Source organism: Pseudoalteromonas sp. TAE56 (assembly GCF_000497955.1).
Classification (GTDB): domain Bacteria; phylum Pseudomonadota; class Gammaproteobacteria; order Enterobacterales; family Alteromonadaceae; genus Pseudoalteromonas.
Map to the genome: position 1 here is coordinate 1 of NZ_AUTN01000090.1, position 23,101 is coordinate 23,101.

The window sequence follows — 23,101 nt, forward strand, 5'->3', positions numbered from 1 at the left end:
AGGTTTACATATTTCACAGCCATGACCGCTGCCGTGTTTAGTTAGTAAGTCATCAAAGCTTTTAATGCTTTCTACTTTCACCATGTGCAGTAGTTCTTGGCGTGAATACGCAAAGTGCTCACATACATGGTTATTTACTTCAACACCGCGACTTGCTAATTCGTTATCAACAACAGATTTTAATAACGCAGCACAACCGCCACAGCCGCTTGCTGCTTTAGTGCATGATTTTACCGATGCTAAATCGCATGAGCCGCCATCAATCGCGCCTACAATGTCGCCTTTACTCACATTGTGACACGAACAAATAGTGGCGGTGTCGGGTAGGGCACTGCCAGATAACGACGGCGCGCCGCTGCTGTCTGGTAAAATTAAACACTCAGGGTTTTCTGGTAAGTCCATGTCGTTAAGCATGTACTGTAATAAAGTATCGTAATCGCTGGTATCGCCAACAAGTACAGCGCCCAGTAATTTATCGCCTTTTTCACTTAGTATTATTTTTTTATAACAGCCGCGAATAGCGTCTTGATATATAAGCTCTTTACAGTCTGGCGTTTTTGCATGAGCGTCGCCAATTGAGCCTACTTCCACGCCTAATAGCTTAAGTTTGGTGCTCATATCGGCACCTAAAAACTCAAGCTCGCCACCACTTAATTGACTCGCTGCAACGCGCGCCATGTTGTAACCCGGTGCTACTAAACCAAATAGTTTTTTGTCCCACAGGGCACATTCACCAATGGCTAAAATATCAGGATCTGACGTTTGGCATTGGTTATTAATAATAATACCGCCGCGCTCACCGAGTTCTAAATCAGCAATTTTACCTAGCTGATCATACGGGCGAATACCGGCAGAGAACAAAATTAGGTCTGTTTCTAAAAATGACTCATCCGAAAAATTTAATCTAAAGCGACTGGTTTCGCCTTTTACTATTTCGCTGGTTGCTTTTGATGTGTGTACCGTTACGCCAAGTTTTTCTATTTTATTTTTTAGTAGCGTACCGCCTTGTCCATCAAGTTGAACAGCCATAAGTTGTGGCGCAAATTCAACTACGTGGGTATCAAGCCCTAGTTGCTTAATGGCGTTTGCGGCTTCAAGCCCCAACAAACCACCACCAATAACAACACCGCTTTTACTTACAGCGGCACTGGCTTTTATTTGTTCTAAATCTTCTAATGTGCGATACACCAAACAATGGGGTTGGTCGTTACCTTTTATAGGCGGCACAAACGGAAATGAACCTGTTGCAAGTATAAGTTTGTCGTACGGGTATTGCTCACCTGTTAATGTGGTCACTATTTTTGCTGTTCTATCAATGCCTTCAACCCACTGGCTGGTATGCACATTAATATTAAGCTGTTTGTAGTTGTCGTGAGTGGTAAGTGCTAAATCGGCGGCTGTTTTACCATCAAATACACTTGATAAGTACACGCGATCGTATGCAAGATTTGCTTCTCCGCAAAGTACAGTAATGTCTGCGTTGGCATCGCTTTGGCGCATTTGCTCAACAAAGTGGTGTCCGACCATACCATTACCAATAATGAGTATTTTTTGCGAGGTTTGCATAGGGCATTCCTTAAAGTGACGGTTTAAATACAAATAACAAAAAAGCCCGCCACAAATACGCAATATGCATAACTGTGTGCGGGCTTCTTTGCCGATGGTTGCTAATAGCTATTGTGCTAACAACCTAAATTTTTGCCGTAAGTAAAACGGGCTTGTTAATAGAATGTTTGCAAAAATACAGCCAGTTTTTTAAGTTATTGTTTAAATAGTATTTAATGTATTTTTAGAGTGAAGATAAAACCCGTTTTGTTATATTTTGGTGCGCGCCTGGCACTAAGAGGGTGCAAGTATTGTCATTGTATTGTGCATTATCAGTCAATAAAACACCCATTATCATTCATTGTGTATTGAGTTAAATTTAGCCCATAAAATACGCACACGAATTACAAGCAAAATGATAAACACAAATTCAATAGATGATTCCCCTTTTCACGAAGGCGAGCTGGCAATACAAGACAAGCTCGGTAAACGAGAAATAATGGCAACATTTGGCAAACGTGCCGTGCGCTCATTTATGCCAGAGCAGCATCAGGCCTTTTTTGAGCAGTTACCATTTGTGGTTGCAGGCAGTGTTGATGAAAATGCCGATGTGTGGGTATCTATTGTTTCAGGGCAGTCAGGCTTTTTAAGCGCCCCCACACCTAGGTCGTTATTAATGACGCACGCGGTTGATAAAAACGACCCCTTACATGGCACGTTAAATATTGCCGGCTCGCCAATTGGTTTATTAGGCATTGAGCTAAGCACGCGTAGGCGTAACCGTTTAAATGTGCGCGTAGGTGAGGCAATTAGTGATAATAAAGTGAGTTTTAATGTTGATCAATCCTTTGGGAATTGCCCACAGTATATTCAAACGCGCGACTTAACGCTTAATAGAGATCCTTTACTTAAAAGTAATGCGGTACAAAAAGTTGAATTTAATACACTTGATAACGCAGCTAGTGCGTTAATTGACACAACCGATACATTTTTTGTTTCAAGCTTTATAACCGCAAAAAACAATCCAAAAATTGAAGGGGTGGATGTTTCTCACCGTGGTGGGTTGCCGGGCTTTGTAAAGCGCGAAGGTAACACATTAACGATTCCTGATTACGCAGGTAACAATTTTTTTAATACCTTGGGTAACTTTTTATTAAACCCAAAAGCAGGTTTGTTATTTCCTGATTTTGACACGGGTAATGTATTAATGGTTACCGGCAGCGTTGAAATTTTATGGGACGGGCACCCAGAGCTTGAAGGCTTTATTGGCGCAGACCGAGGCTGGAAATTTACCCTCACTAAAGGAATGTGGCTTAAAAACTTACTTCCGTTTAGTGCTAAATTTGATGCTTATTCCCCTAACACTAAAATGACGGGCACGTGGCTTGAGGCTGATAAAAACAAACAAGCCGAAAAACTAAAACATACTTGGCAGCCTTTAAAAGTAACCAAAATAACGAAAGAAAGTGATGTAATTACTTCCTTTTATTTAGAAGGGTATAACAATACAACCTTGTTACCGTTTAAAGCTGGGCAGCACTTAACCGTACAAATACCAAGTAAAAATAGTAGCAATAACAGTAATAGCAAACCTGTTATTAGAACCTACACCGTGTCATCGAGCCCTCATGAACTATTTTATCGGTTATCGATTAAAAAAGAGCTCAGTGGTGAGGTGTCTAACTACTTTCATAATAACGTAAAAGTAGGCGACGTTATTTTAGCTAAATACCCACAAGGGCAGTTTTTTATTGACCCTACTAGTACCAAGCCTGCGGTACTCATTGGTGGCGGAATAGGCATTACACCTATGATTTCAATGGCTAAACACATTGCCAATGAAGGGTTAAGAACCCGCTATACACGCCCCCTGCATATTTTCCACAGTGCTAAAAATAAACAGCAGCGTGCTTTTTATAACGAGCTAAAAGCACTAGCAGATACGAGCGGCGGGGCAATTGATTACTACTCACTTTTATCGCAGTCTGAGCTTAATGAAAAACAAGACGACATTTTTGATTTAAAAGATAATAGCTTTAATTTAAAAGATCAGAGCTTTGATTTAAAAGGGCGTATAAATGCGGATGTGTTTAGGTATTATTTACCACTTGATGATTACGAGTTCTTTTTATGCGGACCGCAAGCGTTTATGCAGCACGTATATAACGAGCTGTTATTACTCGGTGTGCAGGACAAAAACATATTTGCTGAAGTATTTGGACCCTCCAGTATTAAGCGCAAAGTACTTAACACAAGCGAAGCGCCTAATAAAACCAAAGAGATTAGTGTTGAGGAAGCAGACAACACTGTAATTAAATTTAGTAAATCGGGCTTTGAACAGCGCTGGAATAAAGGCGACAACACTATACTTAATGTAGCCGAAGCTCATGGTTTAGAACCTGAGTTTGGTTGTCGAAACGGCAGCTGCGGCAGTTGCGCCGTAAAAATAAACGCAGGTGCTGTGGTTTATCGCAATAACGTAAGTTATCCAGTAGAGCCGGGGCAGGCGCTGATTTGCTGCGCCGTACCTGCTAAAGGCGCTGATGAACTTGATTTAGAGCTGTAGTGTTTTGAAATGCAGCTCTAAATACATTAACTAAACTTGAGAATTAAAGTTCTGAGGAGTCCAGCTTGTTACAACCTACTTAATATAATCAAAAATTGAAAATACCTATAAATTATTTATCGCAGTATGAAGTCTCGTAATAATTATCGGCTTTAAAATAGTTTTATAGTCACTTGTTATGTATTTAAGCATTAATATATTGAGGTACTTTTTGTTTAAATAGTTTGATTAGAGCTGGCTCCATATATTCATAATCATCTGGAATACCTAAACATATGACACGTTGTTCTTTTAAATGCTTTTTAAAATATGTACGCAGCTTCTTTATCTGTGCTTGCTCCATGACAAAAATATAATGGGCCCAAACAACATCGTCAACGCCTAAAGGTATTTCTGCATTATTATTTAATCCTGCAGAGCGAACATTAACATTTGGTAAATCTGAGAATATGGATTCTGCAGTTGGGCTTCTTAGTTTATTTTGACTACATATAAAGAGTAAGTTCATCTACTTCCTTAGAGAAACATATAACGTCTGCTTAAACGGGCTAAAAAATGGGTTGTAATGATCGACGTACTTAAATGGAACAATGGTGAACAGAAGTATTTTTAAAAGTTTTTATCTTTCTAATTATATAGATTTAGTTTCCCTTTGTTAATTAGAACTCTAATAAAATCGGAAAAGCGTTTCACGTCACTTATGTTCCCATAGGAGTATCTCGGTATTCTTTCTCGAATAAATTCAATTCAGATCTTCCTCTAGCATATACCTATTTTATTAGAGGACATTTTCTTTACTTTCTAATGGAAAAATCCATATACCCTATGAAATTCTACAAATAGCAAATAGCGTAACCTATTGCCAATTATAAATATTATTCACTAAACTTCTAATCTCACTTAAACAAACACACAAAAAAGAGGCTTAATAGCCTCTTAAAAAATAGTATTAAAAACTTAAAACACTAAGCGAGCAAACCCGCTTTTGTTTCAGGCATTGCTAAAAAACCGTCAAGTTTACGAACGTTGTTTAACCATCTTAAAATATTTGGGTATTGCTCAAGCGATACGCCGCCCTCCGGTGCGTGTGCTATGTACGAAAAGTTGGCAATGTCGGCAATGGTTGGCTGAGTACCTACTAAGTATTCGCGGTTTTGCAAGTACGCATCCATTGTTTTAAATAATGTGTGGGCAATGTTTATCGCGTTTTGATGATCAAGCTTTGCGCCAAATACAGTGACTAAACGCGCCGAACACGGACCTGAAGCCACAAGTCCTGCAGCAACACTCAACCAGCGCTGAATGTGCGCTTGAGCAGTAACATCTTCAGGGTACCAGGTTCTGTTAGCATCAAATTTTTGTGCTAAGTACACTAAAATAGCGTTTGAATCGTTAATAATGTCGTCGTTGTTTTTAAGCACCGGTACTTGTCCAAAAATATTCATTTTTAGAAAGTCATCGTGCTTTTGTGCGCCGTCTTGCAGTGCCACATCAACCATATTTACATCAAGCTTTAAAAGCGATGTAAATAGCTCTGCACGATGAGAATGACCAGATAAAGTAAAACGATATAGCGTTAAGTTGCTCATGGGTTGTCCTGTTTTTAATTTGAATAGTGATTTTTAATAACGCTATTCTTTCACTATTATCAGTTTTGAAAAACCGAGCTAGTAAGGAATAAATGTCAATGCTATATTGACAATCATGGATACTATTATTGGCATTAAAACAATCATCGCGGTTGTTGAAACAGGCTCTTTTACAGCCGCAGGCGACAGACTAGGGCTTTCAAAGGCGCTGGTTAGTAAATATGTGGGCATTGTAGAGCAAGACTTAGGGGTTAGATTATTTAATCGTTCCACGCGCAGAATTTCGATTACCGAGGCGGGGCAAAGTTATTACGCAAGCGTAGTGCCGGTAATTGAAAGCTATAGCGAAATGCTCGATAACTTATCGGGTCAAACAGCCCTTGCCAGCGGCAAGCTTCGGGTGAGTGCGCCGGTGTCGTTTGGTGAATCAAACCTTGCGCCGTTAATGCCTGAATTACTGAGCCGATACCCTGATTTAAGTATTGATTTAGTGCTTTCAGACAAAACAATTGATTTGCTTGAAGAGGGGGTTGATTTAGCAATTAGAATCGGCAGTGTGTCTGACTCTAATTTAATTGCGCGGCAAATAACCAGTTACCCTTTAATTTTATGTGCATCAGCCGATTATATTCAGCGTTTTGGCGCACCTATAAGTGTTGACGAGCTTGAACAACACGCCACGGTGATTGATAGCAATTTTAAAATAGGTCGCCATTGGCCTCTAGTTTCACCTAGTGGCGAGGCATTAACGGCAAATGTAAACTCGCGAGTATCAGTTAATAATCCACAAGCTGTAAAAGAGGTGGTTGTAGCGGGTGGTGGTATTGGTTTAATTCCTGAAATAGTGGTGAGAGACGATATTGCATCGGGTAAGCTTGTGCAGGTTATGCGGGATTATAAAACCTTTGAGTTTGGTTTATTTGCTATTTATCCGCATAGGAAGTTTGTTGCTCAAAAGGTTACGTCGTTTATTCAGTTTTTATTTGAAAAGTTTGAAGCTAAAAAGTAAAGCCACTCTAAACCTTACTTTAAATTTAAAACTAAAACTAAAACTAAAACCCAACCTAAGCCAAAAACAAAAAGCCTAAAATCAGTTAAGTGATTTTAGGCTTTTTGTATGGGATTCTAAAACTTATTTAAAACCAATCCTTATTTAAAAATGGTCCTTACTTTAAAATAACCACTGGCACATCGCTGTTTTCGAGCATTTTAATGGTGTTACTACCTACAAAAAACTGCCTTAGTTTAGAGTGGCCAAACGCACCCATTACAATTAACTCTACATTATTTTGCTCTTTGTATTGCATTAGCGAGTCAAAAATATTGCCTTCTAAAAAGCTTGCTGACACTTCAAACCCCATACTGAGAAGTTTATGCTGCGCGTTAATAAACTTTTCTTCGAGGTCTTTTTCGTTATTTTTGATACTCACCAAATGACAATGTAAGCCATGTAATAAGCCACCATTAATCACTTGTTGCAGTGCTTTGTCGGCTGTTTCTCGACCATCATACGCAATCATGAATGATTCAGGTTGTTTAAATGTTTCAGGAATAAGTAATATAGGCTGAGTAGCATTACGTACTAAGGTTTCTATATGTGAGCCCAGCACTGCAAAACTATTACTATGTCCCGCACCATTTTGCCCAATAACAATAAGGCGTGTATCGTCTTTAAAGTCTATAACGGTGTTGAGTAAGTTACCGTGACGTTTTATTAATTCAAAATTAGTAATACCTGCCGATTTAGCATGCTCACTTACAGAACGTAATAATTCGTCAGCCATTTTTAAATTTACTTTACCGCGCTGCTCGTCAAGTTTAACCATCTCATCAAGCAATGTTGATTGCGCGCCAAGCCCAATGTTCCCCGAGTAGTCGCCGATATTAGTTTGTTGCGCTTTTTCAATTGTATGCACAAAGCTAATTGGTTTATTGAGCTTTTTTGAAGCCCAAATAGCAGCATCGGTTACATTTTTAGTAATGGCTGAGCCATCTACATAAGTAATTATTTTAGTCATTACATTCTCCTTAATGTCCGCCAAGTAGTTTTTCGACTTCTTCAGGGTTGTTGTGTACACCAAATTTATCAATTACGGTTTCGGTTGCGCTATTCATACCAATAATATTAACTGTTGCGCCTTCACGCCTAAACTTAATAACCACCTTGTCGAGTGACGATACACCGGTGATATCCCAAAAGTGAGCATGGGTTAAATCAATTACTACGTTAGAAACCGCATTTTTAAAATCGAACGACGCTATAAATTGCTCCGCTGAGGCAAAAAATACTTGGCCAACAACTTCGTAAGTTATTTGATCGTTGCTTTCATCATGGTTAGCTTTAACCACCATAAAGCGACCAATTTTGTTCGCAAAAAATAATGTAGCTAGCAATACGCCAACTAAAACACCAATGGCTAGATTATGCGTGGCAACTACCACAATAACGGTGGAAATCATCACTACGTTTGATGAAAGTGGATTCTTCTTTAAATCTTTAACTGATGTCCAAGAGAATGTACCAATCGACACCATAATCATTACTGCAACTAATGCAGCCATAGGAATTAACCGTAGCCATTCATCTAAAAACACCACCATGATGATTAAAAATGAACCTGCAATAAAGGTAGAAAGCCTGCCGCGACCACCCGATTTAACGTTAATAATTGATTGTCCAATCATGGCGCAACCTGCCATACCACCAAATAAACCTGCGCCAATATTGGCAATACCTTGACCTTTACACTCTTTATTACGATCGCTTGTGGTATCGGTTAAGTCATCAACAATAGTGGCGGTCATCATTGATTCAAGTAAGCCCACAACCGCAAGACCAATCGAATACGGCAAAACAATTTGCAGCGTTTCGAGTGTTAGCGGTACGTCGGGCCATAAAAATATAGGCAGAGTGTCTGGCAGTTCGCCCATGTCGCCAACGGTTCTTATATCAAGCCCTAAAAACAGTGAAACCAGCGTAATAACAACAATACACACTAAAGGAGAGGGAAGTATTTTGCCAATAGTTGGAATGTACGGGAATAAGTAAATAATACCTAAGCCCGCTGCGGTCATGGCGTAAACATGCCAAGTAACATTGGTAAGCTCAGGTAATTGCGCCATAAATATTAAAATAGCCAGTGCGTTTACAAAACCAGTAACAACAGAGCGCGATACAAATCGCATTAACTCACCGAGCTTTAAAAAGCCTGCAAATATTTGTATTACGCCGGTAAGCAAGGTGGCAACAAGTAAGTATTCCAGACCATGATCTTTAACTAGCGTCACCATTAACAGTGCCATTGCACCGGTAGNGGGCGCCCGCCTACAAAGGCAATAATAACGGCGATACAAAATGAGGCGTACAAACCCACTTTAGGATCAACACCCGCAATAATAGAAAAGGCAATAGCCTCAGGTATTAGGGCAAGCGCCACAACAATACCAGCAAGCACATCGCCACGAACATTAGAGAGCCAATCTCTTTTTACGTGATCAAACATGTAAATAACCTAATTAGTTAGTTTCCCAAAGTATAGGGGAATATTTTATTTAAATAACAATGATTCTCGCGCAGATGGCGATTAAGGTTGCACGTAACGTGCCGATGAAAAAGGGGGGGTTGCCTAGGGCGGCGTAAGTTTCAAGTAAAAAGCTCCTTTTTGATTAGTTTATATTAATAATGCAAACGAATTAAAGGTATCACATATATATTAGCAATATGCTGTTTGGCCTTAAAGACCAAACTTTAATCCAATAATGTTTTTGAATATTTAAAACTCAAACGTAAAACCAAACTCTCTTAGTTTTTCGTACACGTTTATGTCAAAACGGTACAAAGTTGCGGCTCTGTGTGCCACATTGGTCTGTTTTTCTTTGCAGTTTATCAATAAGTTCATTTTTTGAAACTTACGTCTAAAGTTAGGTTTATCGAGTGATTTATTTAAAATCGACTCGTAAATTCCTTGTAGCTCAAGCAGGGTAAATTTTTCTGGGAGTAGGCTAAAACCAATAGGCTCGTGTCTTACTTTATAGCGTAAATAATCTAAGCCGCTTTTTAAAATATCGGCGTGGTCAAACATTAAAGCCGGTACACTATTTACATCAAACCATTCACATTCTAAAGCATTATCGCCACTCACAAGGTTGGTTTCTTCAAAGCGAACGAGCGAATAATAAACAATAGTAATAATACGTCTAGCTGGGTAGCGGTCTACGTTACCAAATGCACCTAACTGATCTAAATACAGGTTTTCAACACCGGTTGTACTTTTAACGACACGAAGTGCGGCTGAATCTAGGTTTTCATTCTTTCGAACCCAATGACCAATTAAACCCCACTGGCTTGTTGCAAGGCCGCGGTTATATTTAACCAGCAACACCTTTAATTTACCTTCATGAATAGCAAATACAATATTATCTACGGTTAGATTACTAATACAGTCATCAGGAATCGATTCTTCGTCGATGTTGTTAGAAATGCTTGATGTTTTATAGTGCATAAATTACTCAGCCAAAGCTATACGTAGATATTGTTATAAAGACTATTAAGGGTATATAAAAGGTGGGTAAAGCGCAAATAAAAAGCTTTTATAATTCCTATTTAAAACAATCACATCTATTTAATTACTCACTTTATAAACTGTACCTGTTTTTACGCGTTCACGCCGATATTCGACTTTGGTTTGGTATTGGTTTTTTATTGAACGGATAATACCTTTGTATGTTAGTAAATTTAACGGCTAATTAGCGTCGTGTATTAAATACATTACTAGCAAATTAAAAATGTAACATAAATGTTTACATGCGCTAAAAATGCATATAGTATTTTTGACTATATCGATTTGCATTGAAAATTGAGCACACATGAACAACACAAAACACACACTCACAATTAAAGAAAAAATAGGGTACGGCCTTGGTGATACAGCCAGTAATATTGTATTTCAAATGGTCGCTAACTTTATGTTGATATTTTATACCGATGTTTACGGTTTATCTGCAGCCGCTGCGGGTACCTTATTATTAGCGGTTCGTTTATTTGATGGAATTACCGACCCAATAATGGGCAGTATTGCCGATAGAACGCGCAGCCGTTGGGGCTCTTACCGACCATATATATTATTTTTAGCCGTGCCTTACGGTGTGTTTGCTTGCTTAGCATTCATAACTCCAGATTTTGATTCTACGGGCAAGCTTATATATGCTTACTTTACTTACGGACTTTTAATGACGTGTTATACCGCCATTAATATACCGTACGGCGCACTTGGCGCAGTAATGACAAACGACCCTAAAGAGCGTGCATCGCTTCAGTCATATCGATTTGCAATGGCAATGGCTGCACTGCTTGTAATTGTATGGGCACTGCCTAAGCTGGTTGCTTTTTTTGGCGACGGTGACGATGTAGTAGGTTACCCGCTAGCAATGGTGTTTTTAGGCGGACTTGCTGCGGCTTGTTTTTTACTGTGTTTTAAAATGACCAAAGAAACCAAACAAGTTAAACCCGCGCAAAGTAAAAAGAATGCCTTCCTTGAATTTTTAAGCTTATTTAAAAACGATCAATGGGTTGTTATAGCCGTTATAAGCCTTGCAACATTAATATTAATTGGCGTTAGAGCCTCAGTAGCACCGCATTATATTAAGTACTACGTAGGAGAAGCCTCACTTACTTCTAACTTTTTAACACTCTCAGCAATTGGCTCAGTACTCGGCGCTGTGTCTACCAACTTTTTAACCAAATTTATTGAAAAGAAAACGCTATTTATAGTCGCTTTAGTGGTCGTAATTATTTCTCACAGCATGTTTTACGTACTTGAGAGCGACGCCATAGTCACCATTTTTATTGTCTACTTTATTGCTAACTTTGCTCACATGATAATTACCCCAATCATGTTCTCAATGGTGGCAGATACGGTTGATTACGGCGCATTAAAAATTGGCCGCAGATTAACCGCAGTTACGTTTTCGGGTCATTTATTAGCAATAAAATTAGGCTTTGCAATCGGCGGTGCTATTGCAGGGTGGATATTATCAGGGTACGCATACGTGCCTAATCAAGAGCAATCAGAACACACGTTATCAGGCATTTTACTCGCCTTTGCTGGCATTCCAGTAATTTGTACCGTGGCATGTTTAATTTTTATAACACGTTACAAACTCACCGAGCCTGAAGTAAAGCGCATTCAAACGCAGCTGGCTGATAACAAAACCATAAACTAATTTAGCAGCCCACTTTGCACCTTTTAAAAGTACAAAGTGGGCAGGCAATACTAGGAGTAAAAATGCAAAATACAGCGCAAGCAGCACCCCCATCTAATGGATTAAGTGACGCTGAACTTAAACAGTTAAAAGACCTACAACGAGCCAACTCGTTAATACAAAATCATAATGTGTTAGTTGATCACATGTATACAGCCGATCCGTCTGCGCATGTGTTTAACGGCAAAGTGTATATTTATCCATCGCACGACATTGAATCAAAAAATGAAATTAATGATAACGGCGACCACTTTGCAATGCGCGACTACCATGTGTTTTCCCTTGACGAAAGCTCAGGCAAAGCCATAGACCATGGCGTAGCACTTTGTGTAGATGACGTAAAATGGGCAAGCAAGCAAATGTGGGCACCCGATGCAGCGCATAAACTTGGTCAGTATTACCTTTATTTTCCGGCGCGCGATCAGCAAGGTATTTTCAGAATTGGCGTTGCAAAAAGTGACAGCCCAACAGGTCCATTCAAAGCAGAAGATGATTACATTCAAGGGACGTTTAGCATCGACCCAGCTGTATTTGAAGATGACGACTCAAGCCATTATTTGTATTTTGGTGGCTTGTGGGGCGGGCAATTACAAAATTGGCAAAGGAGCGAATTTAACAATGAAGACACCTATCCCAAAAATGGTGAACCTGCAATCCCTGCGCGTGTAGCAAGATTATCTGAAGATATGATCAGCCTAAGCGAAGACGTAAAAGAAGTTGCTGTACTCGATGAAAGCGGCTCNCCGCCGCTTTTTTGAAGGCCCTTGGGTACACAAACACAATGGTGTTTATTACTTTTCGTATTCAACGGGTGATACGCACAAAATTGTATACGCAACAGGCGATAACCCATACGGACCATTTACCTATCAGGGCGTTATTTTAAACCCAGTACTAGGTTGGACCACGCATCACTCAATTGTTAAACACAATGGTGATTGGTTTTTATTTTATCACGACAGCACGTTGTCGGGCGGGCAAACCCATTTACGCAGTATGAAAATGGCTAAGCTTGAGCACGACTCAAACGGAAAAATTCAAACAATAAGCCCATATGAACACGCTTAGTAAAAATAGTTACAAACATTGCAAATTATCTGCGTAAGCACCGCTACGGCTTTTATTTGCATAAAAAAGATATAGTCAATATGACCATTAATTTTTATTGTTAATGGTCAAAATAAGAGGAAGCTGAGGACATATGACAAAATGAAAATATTTTAAAGCAAAAAATTAGCACAAAGAATTAGCATAAACGTGCTGTTATTTAACGGTTTTTAGTTAAGTAACACATGTTTAAAACTGGTTGTGGTCTTTGTAAAACGTTTAAAACATACACACACAATAATTATTTATTGACCGTAAAATGAAACAAATAGTTTACAATTATGTTTCGAGTAATTCTTAAAGTCTTGCAGTACGTCAATAATAATTAAATAAGAAAAAGGCATCATGATGTTTAAGAAAAAGATAATTTCAACAGCCATACTCGCTGCAATGGGTACCGTTACGCTTCCTCACCAAAGCTACGCTGCCGAAACTGTTGCCGATGAAGATGTAGAAATAATACAAGTAACCGGCATTAGAGGTTCATTGCAACGCTCTATGGATGTTAAACGCGACTCTTCTGGTATTGTCGATGCAATTTCGGCTGAGGATATGGGGAAATTTCCTGATACCAATCTTGCTGAATCGTTACAACGTATTACCGGTGTATCAATTGATAGAGCGGGCGGTGAAGGTAGCCGCGTAACAGTACGTGGATTTGGACCTGCTAATAACTTAATTACTATTAATGGCCGCCAACTTCCAAATACAACAGGTGACCGCACATTTGATTTTGCAAATGTCGCATCTGAAAGCGTATCGGGCGTGCAAGTTTATAAAACATCAGACGCAAGTGTTACCTCCGGTGGCATTGGCGCAACTATAAACTTAACAACAAATAGACCTTTAAATAGCCCAGGTATAAAAGCATCGTTTGGCGTAAAAGCCGTAGACGATCAATCAACCGACGAGGGCAGCATTACACCAGAGGTAAGCGGTTTATATTCGCAAACATTTGGGGATGACAAGTTTGGCATTTCGATTTCAGGTAGCTACCAAGACCGTGAAAGCGGTATGCAACAGTTTATTCAAGATCAAGGTTACAGAGCATCTGATTACACAAATACAGGATGGGGCGGTGTACCTGCAGGCGCAGAAGGCGGAGCAAACAGACCTACATCAGGCATTTACTCAAACCCGCAACAACCACGTTATGTGTTTGAAGAGCGCCAACGTGAACGTGTAAATGGTCAGTTGGTATTTCAATATCAACCTGTTGAAAATATTACAGCAACCCTTGATTACACGGGCTTTAAAACAACCGTTGAAGAGCAGCACACTGACGCCTCAGTTTGGTTTAACTACGCTGGCGACAGAAGTGAATCTGTTTGGGCGGGCGAGCCTAACGCGTATCCACTTATTTACTCAGAAATTTATGACATTCAAAGTGATGCCGATTTCCGCGATACGTCGCTTACGGTAGGTTCTTGGGGTCGCGAAGAAAAAACAGATTCATTAGGCTTTAATTTAGAGTGGACAGTATCGGATCAGCTTAACCTAGAGTTTGATCACCACAGTTCAAAAGCATCAATGAAAGCAACTGATCCACGCCACGGTACACGTAACAATATTCAGTTACCATCTTACACACGTTCACGTACCGGGCTTGATTTAACCGGCGACTTACCCGGTATTGCTATTGGTAACATTGAAAATTTTACCCCAGAAACCATGCGTTTATCGGGTAGCTGGTTTGCAAACGACAAATACGATTCAGAAATCGATCAAACACAAATCTCAGGTAAGTACTTCTTAGACGACAGTTTAAGTATTGATTTTGGTGTTGCAGTTAATAAAGTAAACAACCATTATCGTCATACACAAGTGCAGCGTCCAGATTGGGGTGGGGTTGGTGTTGAGGGCGACTTTGCTGATATCGATTGGCGCCAAGATACTATTTTAGATAAGTTTCAAGCTAAGGCGGGCAACTTTGAAGGCACTGCAACACAAGGCGAATACGATTTATTTAATACAATCTTTTTTGCCGACTTTGATGCGATTGTAAATGCAGCAGAGTACGCAGATCCTATTGCCAACGTAGATAACCTTTATGGTGATTGTAAAGCAGCCGACGGCGCAGCGGCAGGACCAAACGGCGAAGGACAATTTTGTGCTTCAACCGACTGGGATGCAGCAACAAACCGCTTTACTGAAGAAAAAACGCAATCTGCTTTTGCACAAGTAAACTACAAAGGTGAATTGAGCGGCATGTTCTTCGACCTGCAAATTGGCTTACGCTACGAAAAAACAGACGTATTTTCTAAAGCAACCGCACCAGGTTACAGCCGCGTAGAGTGGAACGAAGATACAGCCACATCAGTAACCGGTGTTACTGGTATTGAAACGCTAAGCCAATCGGCAGATTACAGTCAATTCCTACCTAATATTAACTTTAATATTGAAGTTGTTGAAGATGTAATGATACGTGCAGCAGCGAGTAAAACTATTTCAAGAGCGGGCTACGGTCAGCTGCAAGGCGGTACAACTATTAATACCGGTGGTAGTTTAAGTGGTTATTCGGGTGGCTCTGGTAACCCAGGTCTTAAACCGCTTGAATCAATTAACTACGATTTATCAAGTGAATGGTATTACGACGAAGGAAGTTATATTTCGTTTGGTTACTTTAAAAAAGACGTAACAAATTGGATCACTACAGGCACTATCGACTCAAATATATTTAACTTATATGACCCATTAAATGGTGAAAAATTTAGAGCTGCATCAAGTGCACTAGGTGGTAATGCATCTAACGAAGACATCAGAAATTACATTTTTGAAAACTTTGCTGATGATCCAAATGTGCAGCCTAATTTTGATGAAGATGGTGAATTAGACGGTGGCACAATTGTTGGTGACCCAGACTCAGATGATCCAATTAACTTTAGAATAAACGTGCCTGTAAATGGCGACCAAGAATACACTATTGATGGCTTTGAATTTAATATTCAGCACTTATTTGGTGAGTCAGGCTTTGGTGGTATTTTTAACTACACTATGGTTGACTCAGGCCTTGAATACGACAACGACTCACTAGAGGATACAGAAGCACTAGTAGGGTTAAGTGACACGGCAAACGTGGTGTTCTTTTACGATAAAGAAGGCTTACAAGCGCGTATTGCGTATAACTGGCGCGACTCGTTTTTAAATGAGCGTCGTGTAAATGGCGATTTAACCGCACCAATTTACACCGATGAGTATTACCAAATAGACTTTAACGTAAGTTACGAAGTACCGGCAGTAGAGGGACTTACCGTATTTATTGAAGGTATAAACATTACTGATGAGTACGTAACATCGTACGGGCGCAAGCAAGAGCTGATTTATAACATCACTCAAACTGGCTCTCGTTACGGTTTAGGTGTTCGTTATAATTTTTAATAAATCACCCTTGTAGCAACCTTATAAAAGCCGCATTTTGCGGCTTTTTATTTGCCTAAATTAACCTAGTAATAATAATACCCAGCTGTTATAGTCAATGTGAATTTAACTTATTTGTTACATTTAACTCGTAACAGTAAGTAAAGGCACACAACAACAATTGGAGCACACAATCCATGGCCAATCATGCATTATTAAATAATGTTGAACATCAGCATTTAAAAATAAACCCTGCACGCAGCACACACTTAGGTGACGGGGTTTGGTATAGCGAAACATTTGTGAGCGAATTTAGAGTCGCTCAAGCACATTACCCAATATTTTTTACCAAAGACGATACAACAAATACATTTTCGTCGGTGTGTTTGTACGGCATAAATAAAGACGAAAATTTATTTTTAGTAAACCAGCAATGGCAAGCACACTACATTCCGTTAAGTATGCAGCGACTGCCTTTTGCTATTGCTACTCAAAATACAATGCAAAACGGTGTAGCAACGCAAGAGCGCATGCTTAGCATTGATTTAGACTCGCCAAAAGTATCAACAAAGCAGGGTATTAACTTATTTTTAGAACACGGCGGGAATAGCGATTACCTCGAAAACGTAATAAATGTGCTCGACAACCTGCATCATGGTTTACAACAAAACCAGCCCTTTATTAAAACCTTAATTAAACATGGTTTACTTGAGTCGGTATCCCTAGAGCTTGATTTAGTAAACGGGCTTAAACATAACTTACTCGGCTTTTACACCATAAACGAAGACACGCTTAACCAACTAAGTAGCGATGCAATTGCGCAGCTGCACTCGCAAGGGTATTTAGCGTGTATATACATGGTCATTGCCTCGCAAGTACATGTACGTGATTTAGTCGCGCTTAAAAACGAGCAACTTATGCTACAAAAGCACGCTGTGTAAGTGCTTAACTATGGAAAATTTAGAAAATAAAATTCAAACGCTTAATGGCTTAACTCCCAGCACGTTGCCCAAAGAGTTTTTAAACTCGCCTGTGCCTATTGTACTAAAAGGGTTTGTAAGCGATTGGCCCCTCGTTATTGCCGCTAAAAAATCTGATGCAGCTGCAATTGATTATTTAACACCGTTTTACGAAGGTTTTTTAGTTAACACTTGCACAATACCCGCCAGTCAAAGCGGGGTTGTAGGGTATAACCCTGATATGAGCGGTTTTAACTTTACTAATCAACAAGCGGCATTTATTAGTGCGCTTGAGCAAATAATGCAAAGTGGAAATAACCCACAAGCCGACACTTTATACATTGGCTCTACTAGCATTGCACAGTGCTTACCTGGTTTGGTTAATCACTGCCACGTTAACGCATTAAACGAAGGCTGTTTATTTAATGTATGGGCAGGCGGAAAAGTTACCGTACCAGCACATTACGACGTAGCGCAAAATTTAGCATGTTGCGTTGCAGGTAAAAGGCGTTTTACTTTATTTGCCCCCGATCAAATAGACAATCTATATATAGGTCCGCTTGATAAAGCACCCGGTGGTCAGCCAATAAGCTTAACCACTACAACTGCACCTAACTTTGAGCAGTTTCCTAAGTTTGAGCAGGCAATAAAAGCGGCAATTACCGTTGATCTTGAAGCCGGCGATGCCCTTATATTGCCCAGCATGTGGTGGCACCAAGTAGAGGGGCTTGGCAGCTTAAATATACTGTTTAATTATTGGTTTAAAAATACGCCTGCGGTTTATGGTCAGCCTACTAATGCGTTGCACCTTGCTATTTTAAACATACGTAATTTACCAAAGCATGAGCGCGAAGCATGGCAACGTTTGTTTAATTACTACGTATTTTCCGATAACGAATTTACTCACATCCCAGAGCCTGCACAGGCTATTTTAGCAAAGCCAATGGATGAGCTTGCAGCGCGTAAATTAAGAGCCGAATTACAAAATAAATTAAGACGCTAAGCGTACTTGTAAGGTTTGAAATATGAATCAAAATGCAATTAAAAAAATCGTAATAGCAGGTGGCGGAACCGCCGGTTGGATGTGTAGCGCTGCAATGGCAAAGCTACTAGGTAAAAATATTAAAGTGTGCTTAGTTGAATCCGATTTAATTCCTACCGTAGGGGTCGGGGAGTCAACTATTCCTACGCTGCATATATTTCATGATTTACTAAAAATCAGCGAATCAGAATTTATGGCAGCCACTAACGCCACGTTCAAATTAGGCATATCGTTTGAGGGTTGGAAACAAAACCAACAAAGCTACTTTCACTCATTTGGTTATGTTGGACAAGGCTGTTGGGCTGCAGGTTTTCAGCACTTTTGGCTAAAAGGTATGCAACAAGGTGTTGCAGCCGATATTGGCGACTATTGCACAGAGCACGTAGCAAGTCGCTTGGGTAAATTTGCCGTAGTGACGAATCAAGACCGTAACCATGCTTATCAGTTAGATGCCGGTTTGTACGCTAAATTTTTACGAAATTTTGCAGAGCAAAACGGCGCTAAACGTATAGAAGGCATGATAAGCAAAGTTAATTTAGAGCCCACCAATGGCTTTATAAAATCGCTTACTTTAGGTGACGGGCAAATTATTGAGGGCGATTTATTTATAGATTGCACCGGCTTTAAAGGTTTATTAATAGAGCAAGCGCTACACACCGGATACGAAGATTGGAGCCATTGGCTCCCGTGCGACAGTGCCGTTGCAGTGCAAACAGAATTAGTAAGCCCAATTGTGCCATACACACGTGCAATGGCACATAAATGTGGTTGGCAGTGGCAAATACCGCTGCAAAGCCGCCGTGGTAATGGTTTTGTGTTTTGCAGTAAATACATGAGCGATGATGAGGCCAAAACAGCGCTCCTCAATAACGTAGAAGGCAAACCTATTAATGAGCCGCGCGTTATTAAATACCGCACCGGTACACGACGTAAACATTGGAACAAAAACTGTGTTGCTATTGGCTTGGCAAGTGGTTTTATTGAGCCGCTTGAATCAACCAGTATTCATTTAATTCAGCAAAGCATTATAAGATTAATGCAAAACATGCCAACCAAAGCAATCGAGTCGTGCTATCAAGATGACTTTAATAACAAAATGCGCTTTGAAGCCGAAAACATTCGCGACTTTATTGTGCTGCATTACCACGTAACGCAGCGCACCGACAGCGACTTTTGGCGCTACTGTAAAAACATGCCAATACCAGAGTCACTCGCCAAGCGCATTGAGCTATTTAAGCAAAGCGGGCATGTATATAAAGCAGAGCAAGAGCTATTTGGCGAAGCATCGTGGTTACAAGTGATGTTAGGGCAAGGGCTAATGCCGCAAAATTATCACCCCATTGTAGACAGCATGAGCGATGATGAGCTTAAACGATTTTTAGAATCAATAAAAAATCATGTGGCTAAAAAGGCAAATAGCTTACCGAGTCACATTGATTTTATTAATCATTATTGCAAGGCTAAGTAAGTATTATGCTAACACTTGGCAATAACTTACAGCCGCAATATGAGTTTATAGGGCAAGAGCAAACGCCAATTATTATAATTGACGACTACCTAAGTGTGCCGCAAAAACTTATAAACCTAGCGCAAAGTGCTGCTCAAAGTAATGGGGAGTTTAAACCCGACGAACTCACTCAATACCCAGGTTTACGCATGCCGCTGCCAAAGCAATGTGTGGTTGATTACCTAAAGCCGCTTATACAGGGGTTTTATAACGTATTTAACATTGGGCAAACACTTACCCCATACCCAAAAGATAATACCCTATCGTTAATTACTAAAACGGAGCGGCAGCTATCACCAATACAAACCTTGCCACACTTTGATACAAACGATCCAAACTTAATTGCCATTATTCATTACCTTGGAGAGGGAGCGCACGGCGGCACTGGATTTTTTAGACATAAAAAAACAGGGTTTGAAACAATAAGCTCAAAGCGCAAAAACACGTATTTAACATATGCTCAGAAGTACCTTGAATTAGATAATGCAAAGCCTAGTTATTGCACCACACAGCATAGTGAATTTGAGTGCTACAAGCACATAGAATATAAGTCAAATAGACTTATTGTGTTTCCTGGGTATTTGCTGCACACCAGTTTACTTAACACCTCTACCGATATTTCGTCGTGTCCACAAACAGGGCGGCTAACGGCTAATATGTTTGTTCATTTTAAATAGGATTACTATGTCTTTTTCTTTATCTAGATTCGCATATAAGGGTTGGCTATTAAGCTTTGTTGTATTGGCGCTGAGTATGGTAACAGTGCAAAAAAGTAATGCTACAGGGTTTGATACCCTCCCTAAAAAGCAATTTAATGTGCTGCTATTTACAAAAACCGCAGGGTGGCACCATAAGTCGCAAACCGAAGGCGTTAAAGCGCTAGAAGGCTTAGCCGATAAGCACTTTTTTAACTTAATTTGGCACGAAGAAAGCCATTATTTTAACGACTATTACTTAAAGAATGTTGATGTAGTGTTATTTTTATCAACCACGGGCGATATTTTAAACCCAAAAGAGCAAGCCGCGCTTGAGCGATTTGTAAAAGCAGGCAAAGGCTTTGTTGGCATTCATAGCGCATCAGATACCGAATACGACTGGCCGTGGTATCAAAAGTTGGTGGGGCGCACCTTTAACATTCATCCTGTTATTCAAACTGGCGTACTAAGTAAAGTGCCTAATACTCGCTTTATTGGCTTAAACCATATGCCGCAGGAAATGCTTTGGACCGACGAGTGGTACGAATTTGGGCCCGAGCTAACTAAGTTAAACTACTTACTCACAGTTGATGAGCAAAGTTACAACCCAACTGCCGATTGGGGTAATAACAAAACAGGCTCAGGTATGGGGGCGTTTCATCCTATTTCGTGGTATCACAATTACGATGGCGGACGCTCGTTTTATACAGCCCTTGGGCATACTAATGCAGTGTATAAAAGTGAGTTTTTAACCGAGCATATTTATGGCGGAATTTATTGGGCTGCAACGGGTAAAGGATTAAAAAAGTAGTAATTAATAAATAACTAATAAATACGCTTTTTAGCACAATTCATGTCGATTCAGGCTGCTTTTTTAAGCGGCCTTTTATATTTTTTAAGTACTTCTTAAACACTTATTAAGCACCTCACACATTTCACTTAGTTTATAAAACAGATAAATAGTTTTGAGAATACCTTGATCAAATGGTCAAAAAGACTATATTAAATTTGCACGCTGATATAATTCAAATAAAGAGGATAAACATGAAAGTATTTTTTAAAATAACAACTTTATTGTTAACACTAATAAGCTATCAATCACTTGTTGCATTTAATAGTAACCCATCGAGTGTAGGCGCTGATAGTTCAGGGGCATACCGTAACCTCGCACAAGAAATGGGTAAAACAAACATACAACAAAAGGTGAATAGTACTTTTGACAATATGTTTGGCTATAACAATACACAACAACTTTACTACCCGTACACCGAAAACGGTGTTTATAAAGCACACTACATAAAAGCAATTAACCCTGACGAGGGTGATGATATAAGAACAGAAGGGCAATCGTGGGGAATGACCGCTGCTGTCATGCTTAATAAACAAGAAGAATTTGATAACCTATGGCGCTTTGCAAAAGCGTATCAAAAAAATCCAGACAACCACCCTGATGTAAAAAAACAAGGCGTTTACGCGTGGAAACTAAAGCTTAATCAAAACGGCTTTGTTTATAAAGTAGATGAAGGCCCCGCTCCGGATGGCGAAGAGTACTTTGCTTTTGCACTACTTAATGCCTCCGCTCGTTGGGGTAATTCGGGGGAGTTTAACTACTACAACGATGCAATTACCATGTTAAACACAATTAAAAATAAGCTGATGGAAAACTAAATAATCCGCTTTTCGCCTTACATTGATAACTTAACAGACCCTTCTTACCATATACCTGCGTTTTACGACTACTTTGCTAATAACGTAACTAACCAAGCAGACAAAACTTACTGGCGACAAGTAGCCACAAAAAGTAGAACCTTACTCAAAAACCATTTTACAAAAGTAAGTGATAATCCGCATTGGAACTTACCTACATTTTTATCGCGCTTAGATGGCAGCCCTGTTATTGGCTACATTTTTAACGGCCAAGCAAACCCAGGTCAATGGTATGAATTTGATGCATGGCGCGTAATTATAAATGTGGGTTTAGACGCGCATTTAATGGGTGCTCAAGCGTGGCATAAAAATGCAGTTAATAAAGCACTTGGCTTTTTAAGTTATGCAAAAACAAACAACAGTAAAAACTGTTACGAGCAAGTGTATTCGTACGGTGGTGCGCAAAACAAAGGCTGTGCAGGCGAAGGTCAAAAAGCCGCGAATGCAGTAGCGTTACTTGCTTCAACAAACGCTGGACAAGCAAATGAATTTTTTAACGAGTTTTGGTCTTTATCGCAACCAACCGGTAGCTACCGTTACTACAATGGTTCGCTGTATATGTTAGCTATGCTGCATGTATCGGGCAATTTTAAGTTTTATAACAACACGTTTAATTAAAATAACGGTGCTTAAGTAGCAAAAACCTAAGTAGTAAAAGCTTAGGCAGCAATAACTTAAATAATAAAAAACCGGTGTAACCAAGTTACACCGGTTTTTGTGCTTAACTAATAAACTTAACTTTCTCTTTAATAAGTTGCTTAACTAA

Annotated in this window: 14 protein-coding genes and 3 pseudogenes; 11 read left to right on the forward strand and 6 right to left on the reverse strand. The window is 39.7% G+C overall.

Features of this window, described 5'->3' with window-relative positions; translation table 11 throughout:
* Nucleotides 1-1,566, reverse strand: a 1,566-nt coding sequence (nirB, locus tag L656_RS0109300) for a nitrite reductase large subunit NirB (RefSeq protein ID WP_024599001.1), incomplete at its 3' end; no start/stop codon positions are given.
* A 394-nt stretch (nucleotides 1,567-1,960) separates the two neighbouring features.
* On the opposite strand from nirB, the gene L656_RS0109305 reads away from it, so the two are divergent.
* Nucleotides 1,961-4,111: a 2Fe-2S iron-sulfur cluster-binding protein gene (locus L656_RS0109305; protein ID WP_024599002.1), complete on the forward strand. Its 2,151-nt coding sequence runs from the start codon at nucleotides 1,961-1,963 to the stop codon at nucleotides 4,109-4,111.
* Nucleotides 4,112-4,295: 184 nt separating this feature from the next.
* Here L656_RS0109305 and L656_RS0109310 read toward each other — a convergent pair whose 3' ends face one another.
* A complete protein-coding gene (locus L656_RS0109310) occupies nucleotides 4,296-4,619 on the reverse strand; it encodes a low molecular weight protein tyrosine phosphatase family protein (RefSeq protein WP_024599003.1) in 324 nt (107 codons plus the stop codon).
* Between the two features lie 457 nt (nucleotides 4,620-5,076).
* Complete coding sequence (locus tag L656_RS0109315) at nucleotides 5,077-5,700, reverse strand: glutathione S-transferase (RefSeq protein ID WP_024599004.1); 624 nt, start codon at nucleotides 5,698-5,700, stop codon at nucleotides 5,077-5,079.
* A 115-nt stretch (nucleotides 5,701-5,815) separates the two neighbouring features.
* Between L656_RS0109315 and L656_RS0109320 the strand changes: the two genes are divergently transcribed.
* The gene (locus L656_RS0109320) at nucleotides 5,816-6,709 is read left to right on the forward strand and encodes a LysR family transcriptional regulator (protein WP_024599005.1); all 894 of its coding nucleotides are present in this window, start codon (nucleotides 5,816-5,818) and stop codon (nucleotides 6,707-6,709) included.
* A gap of 157 nt (nucleotides 6,710-6,866) precedes the next feature.
* Here the strand turns inward: L656_RS0109320 and L656_RS0109325 are convergent, their stop codons facing one another.
* The 3 genes and pseudogenes from L656_RS0109325 to L656_RS0109335 form a co-directional block, all read right to left on the reverse strand.
* Nucleotides 6,867-7,718, reverse strand: a complete 852-nt coding sequence (locus tag L656_RS0109325; RefSeq protein WP_024599006.1) for a universal stress protein — start codon at nucleotides 7,716-7,718, stop codon at nucleotides 6,867-6,869.
* A 10-nt stretch (nucleotides 7,719-7,728) separates the two neighbouring features.
* Nucleotides 7,729-9,203, reverse strand: a pseudogene (locus L656_RS01000000122110) (SulP family inorganic anion transporter).
* Between the two features lie 270 nt (nucleotides 9,204-9,473).
* A complete protein-coding gene (locus L656_RS0109335; RefSeq protein ID WP_024599007.1) occupies nucleotides 9,474-10,202 on the reverse strand; it encodes an NUDIX hydrolase in 729 nt (242 codons plus the stop codon).
* 364 nt (nucleotides 10,203-10,566) lie between these two features.
* On the opposite strand from L656_RS0109335, the gene L656_RS0109340 reads away from it, so the two are divergent.
* The 9 genes and pseudogenes from L656_RS0109340 (at nucleotide 10,567) to L656_RS1000000123705 (ending at nucleotide 22,953) form a co-directional block, all read left to right on the forward strand.
* Complete coding sequence (locus L656_RS0109340; RefSeq protein ID WP_007585185.1) at nucleotides 10,567-11,922, forward strand: MFS transporter; 1,356 nt, start codon at nucleotides 10,567-10,569, stop codon at nucleotides 11,920-11,922.
* A gap of 62 nt (nucleotides 11,923-11,984) precedes the next feature.
* Nucleotides 11,985-13,029, forward strand: a pseudogene (locus tag L656_RS01000000122115) (glycoside hydrolase family 43 protein).
* Nucleotides 13,030-13,416: 387 nt separating this feature from the next.
* Nucleotides 13,417-16,446: a TonB-dependent receptor gene (locus tag L656_RS0109350; protein ID WP_024599008.1), complete on the forward strand. Its 3,030-nt coding sequence runs from the start codon at nucleotides 13,417-13,419 to the stop codon at nucleotides 16,444-16,446.
* A gap of 176 nt (nucleotides 16,447-16,622) precedes the next feature.
* Nucleotides 16,623-17,366: a SapC family protein gene (locus L656_RS0109355; protein ID WP_024599009.1), complete on the forward strand. Its 744-nt coding sequence runs from the start codon at nucleotides 16,623-16,625 to the stop codon at nucleotides 17,364-17,366.
* 10 nt (nucleotides 17,367-17,376) lie between these two features.
* Nucleotides 17,377-18,387: a cupin-like domain-containing protein gene (locus tag L656_RS0109360; RefSeq protein WP_024599010.1), complete on the forward strand. Its 1,011-nt coding sequence runs from the start codon at nucleotides 17,377-17,379 to the stop codon at nucleotides 18,385-18,387.
* A gap of 22 nt (nucleotides 18,388-18,409) precedes the next feature.
* A complete protein-coding gene (locus tag L656_RS0109365; protein WP_024599011.1) occupies nucleotides 18,410-19,894 on the forward strand; it encodes a tryptophan halogenase family protein in 1,485 nt (494 codons plus the stop codon).
* Nucleotides 19,895-19,899: 5 nt separating this feature from the next.
* Nucleotides 19,900-20,610, forward strand: coding sequence for a DUF6445 family protein (locus L656_RS0109370; protein ID WP_024599012.1), 711 nt, complete (start codon nucleotides 19,900-19,902; stop codon nucleotides 20,608-20,610).
* Between the two features lie 7 nt (nucleotides 20,611-20,617).
* On the forward strand, nucleotides 20,618-21,439 hold the full coding sequence (locus tag L656_RS0109375) for a ThuA domain-containing protein (protein ID WP_024599013.1): 822 nt from the start codon (nucleotides 20,618-20,620) through the stop codon (nucleotides 21,437-21,439).
* Nucleotides 21,440-21,852: 413 nt separating this feature from the next.
* Nucleotides 21,853-22,953 (forward strand): annotated as a pseudogene (locus L656_RS1000000123705) (glycosyl hydrolase family 8).
* Nucleotides 22,954-23,101: the final 148 nt, after the last annotated feature.

Coding starts and splice junctions, on each gene's coding strand:
- L656_RS0109305 (WP_024599002.1), top strand. CDS start 1,961: ATGATAAACACAAATTCAATAGATGATTCCCCTTTTCACGAAGGCGAG.
- L656_RS0109310 (WP_024599003.1), bottom strand. CDS start 4,619: ATGAACTTACTCTTTATATGTAGTCAAAATAAACTAAGAAGCCCAACT.
- L656_RS0109315 (WP_024599004.1), bottom strand. CDS start 5,700: ATGAGCAACTTAACGCTATATCGTTTTACTTTATCTGGTCATTCTCAT.
- L656_RS0109320 (WP_024599005.1), top strand. CDS start 5,816: ATGGATACTATTATTGGCATTAAAACAATCATCGCGGTTGTTGAAACA.
- L656_RS0109325 (WP_024599006.1), bottom strand. CDS start 7,718: ATGACTAAAATAATTACTTATGTAGATGGCTCAGCCATTACTAAAAAT.
- L656_RS0109335 (WP_024599007.1), bottom strand. CDS start 10,202: ATGCACTATAAAACATCAAGCATTTCTAACAACATCGACGAAGAATCG.
- L656_RS0109340 (WP_007585185.1), top strand. CDS start 10,567: ATGAACAACACAAAACACACACTCACAATTAAAGAAAAAATAGGGTAC.
- L656_RS0109350 (WP_024599008.1), top strand. CDS start 13,417: ATGTTTAAGAAAAAGATAATTTCAACAGCCATACTCGCTGCAATGGGT.
- L656_RS0109355 (WP_024599009.1), top strand. CDS start 16,623: ATGGCCAATCATGCATTATTAAATAATGTTGAACATCAGCATTTAAAA.
- L656_RS0109360 (WP_024599010.1), top strand. CDS start 17,377: ATGGAAAATTTAGAAAATAAAATTCAAACGCTTAATGGCTTAACTCCC.
- L656_RS0109365 (WP_024599011.1), top strand. CDS start 18,410: ATGAATCAAAATGCAATTAAAAAAATCGTAATAGCAGGTGGCGGAACC.
- L656_RS0109370 (WP_024599012.1), top strand. CDS start 19,900: ATGCTAACACTTGGCAATAACTTACAGCCGCAATATGAGTTTATAGGG.
- L656_RS0109375 (WP_024599013.1), top strand. CDS start 20,618: ATGTCTTTTTCTTTATCTAGATTCGCATATAAGGGTTGGCTATTAAGC.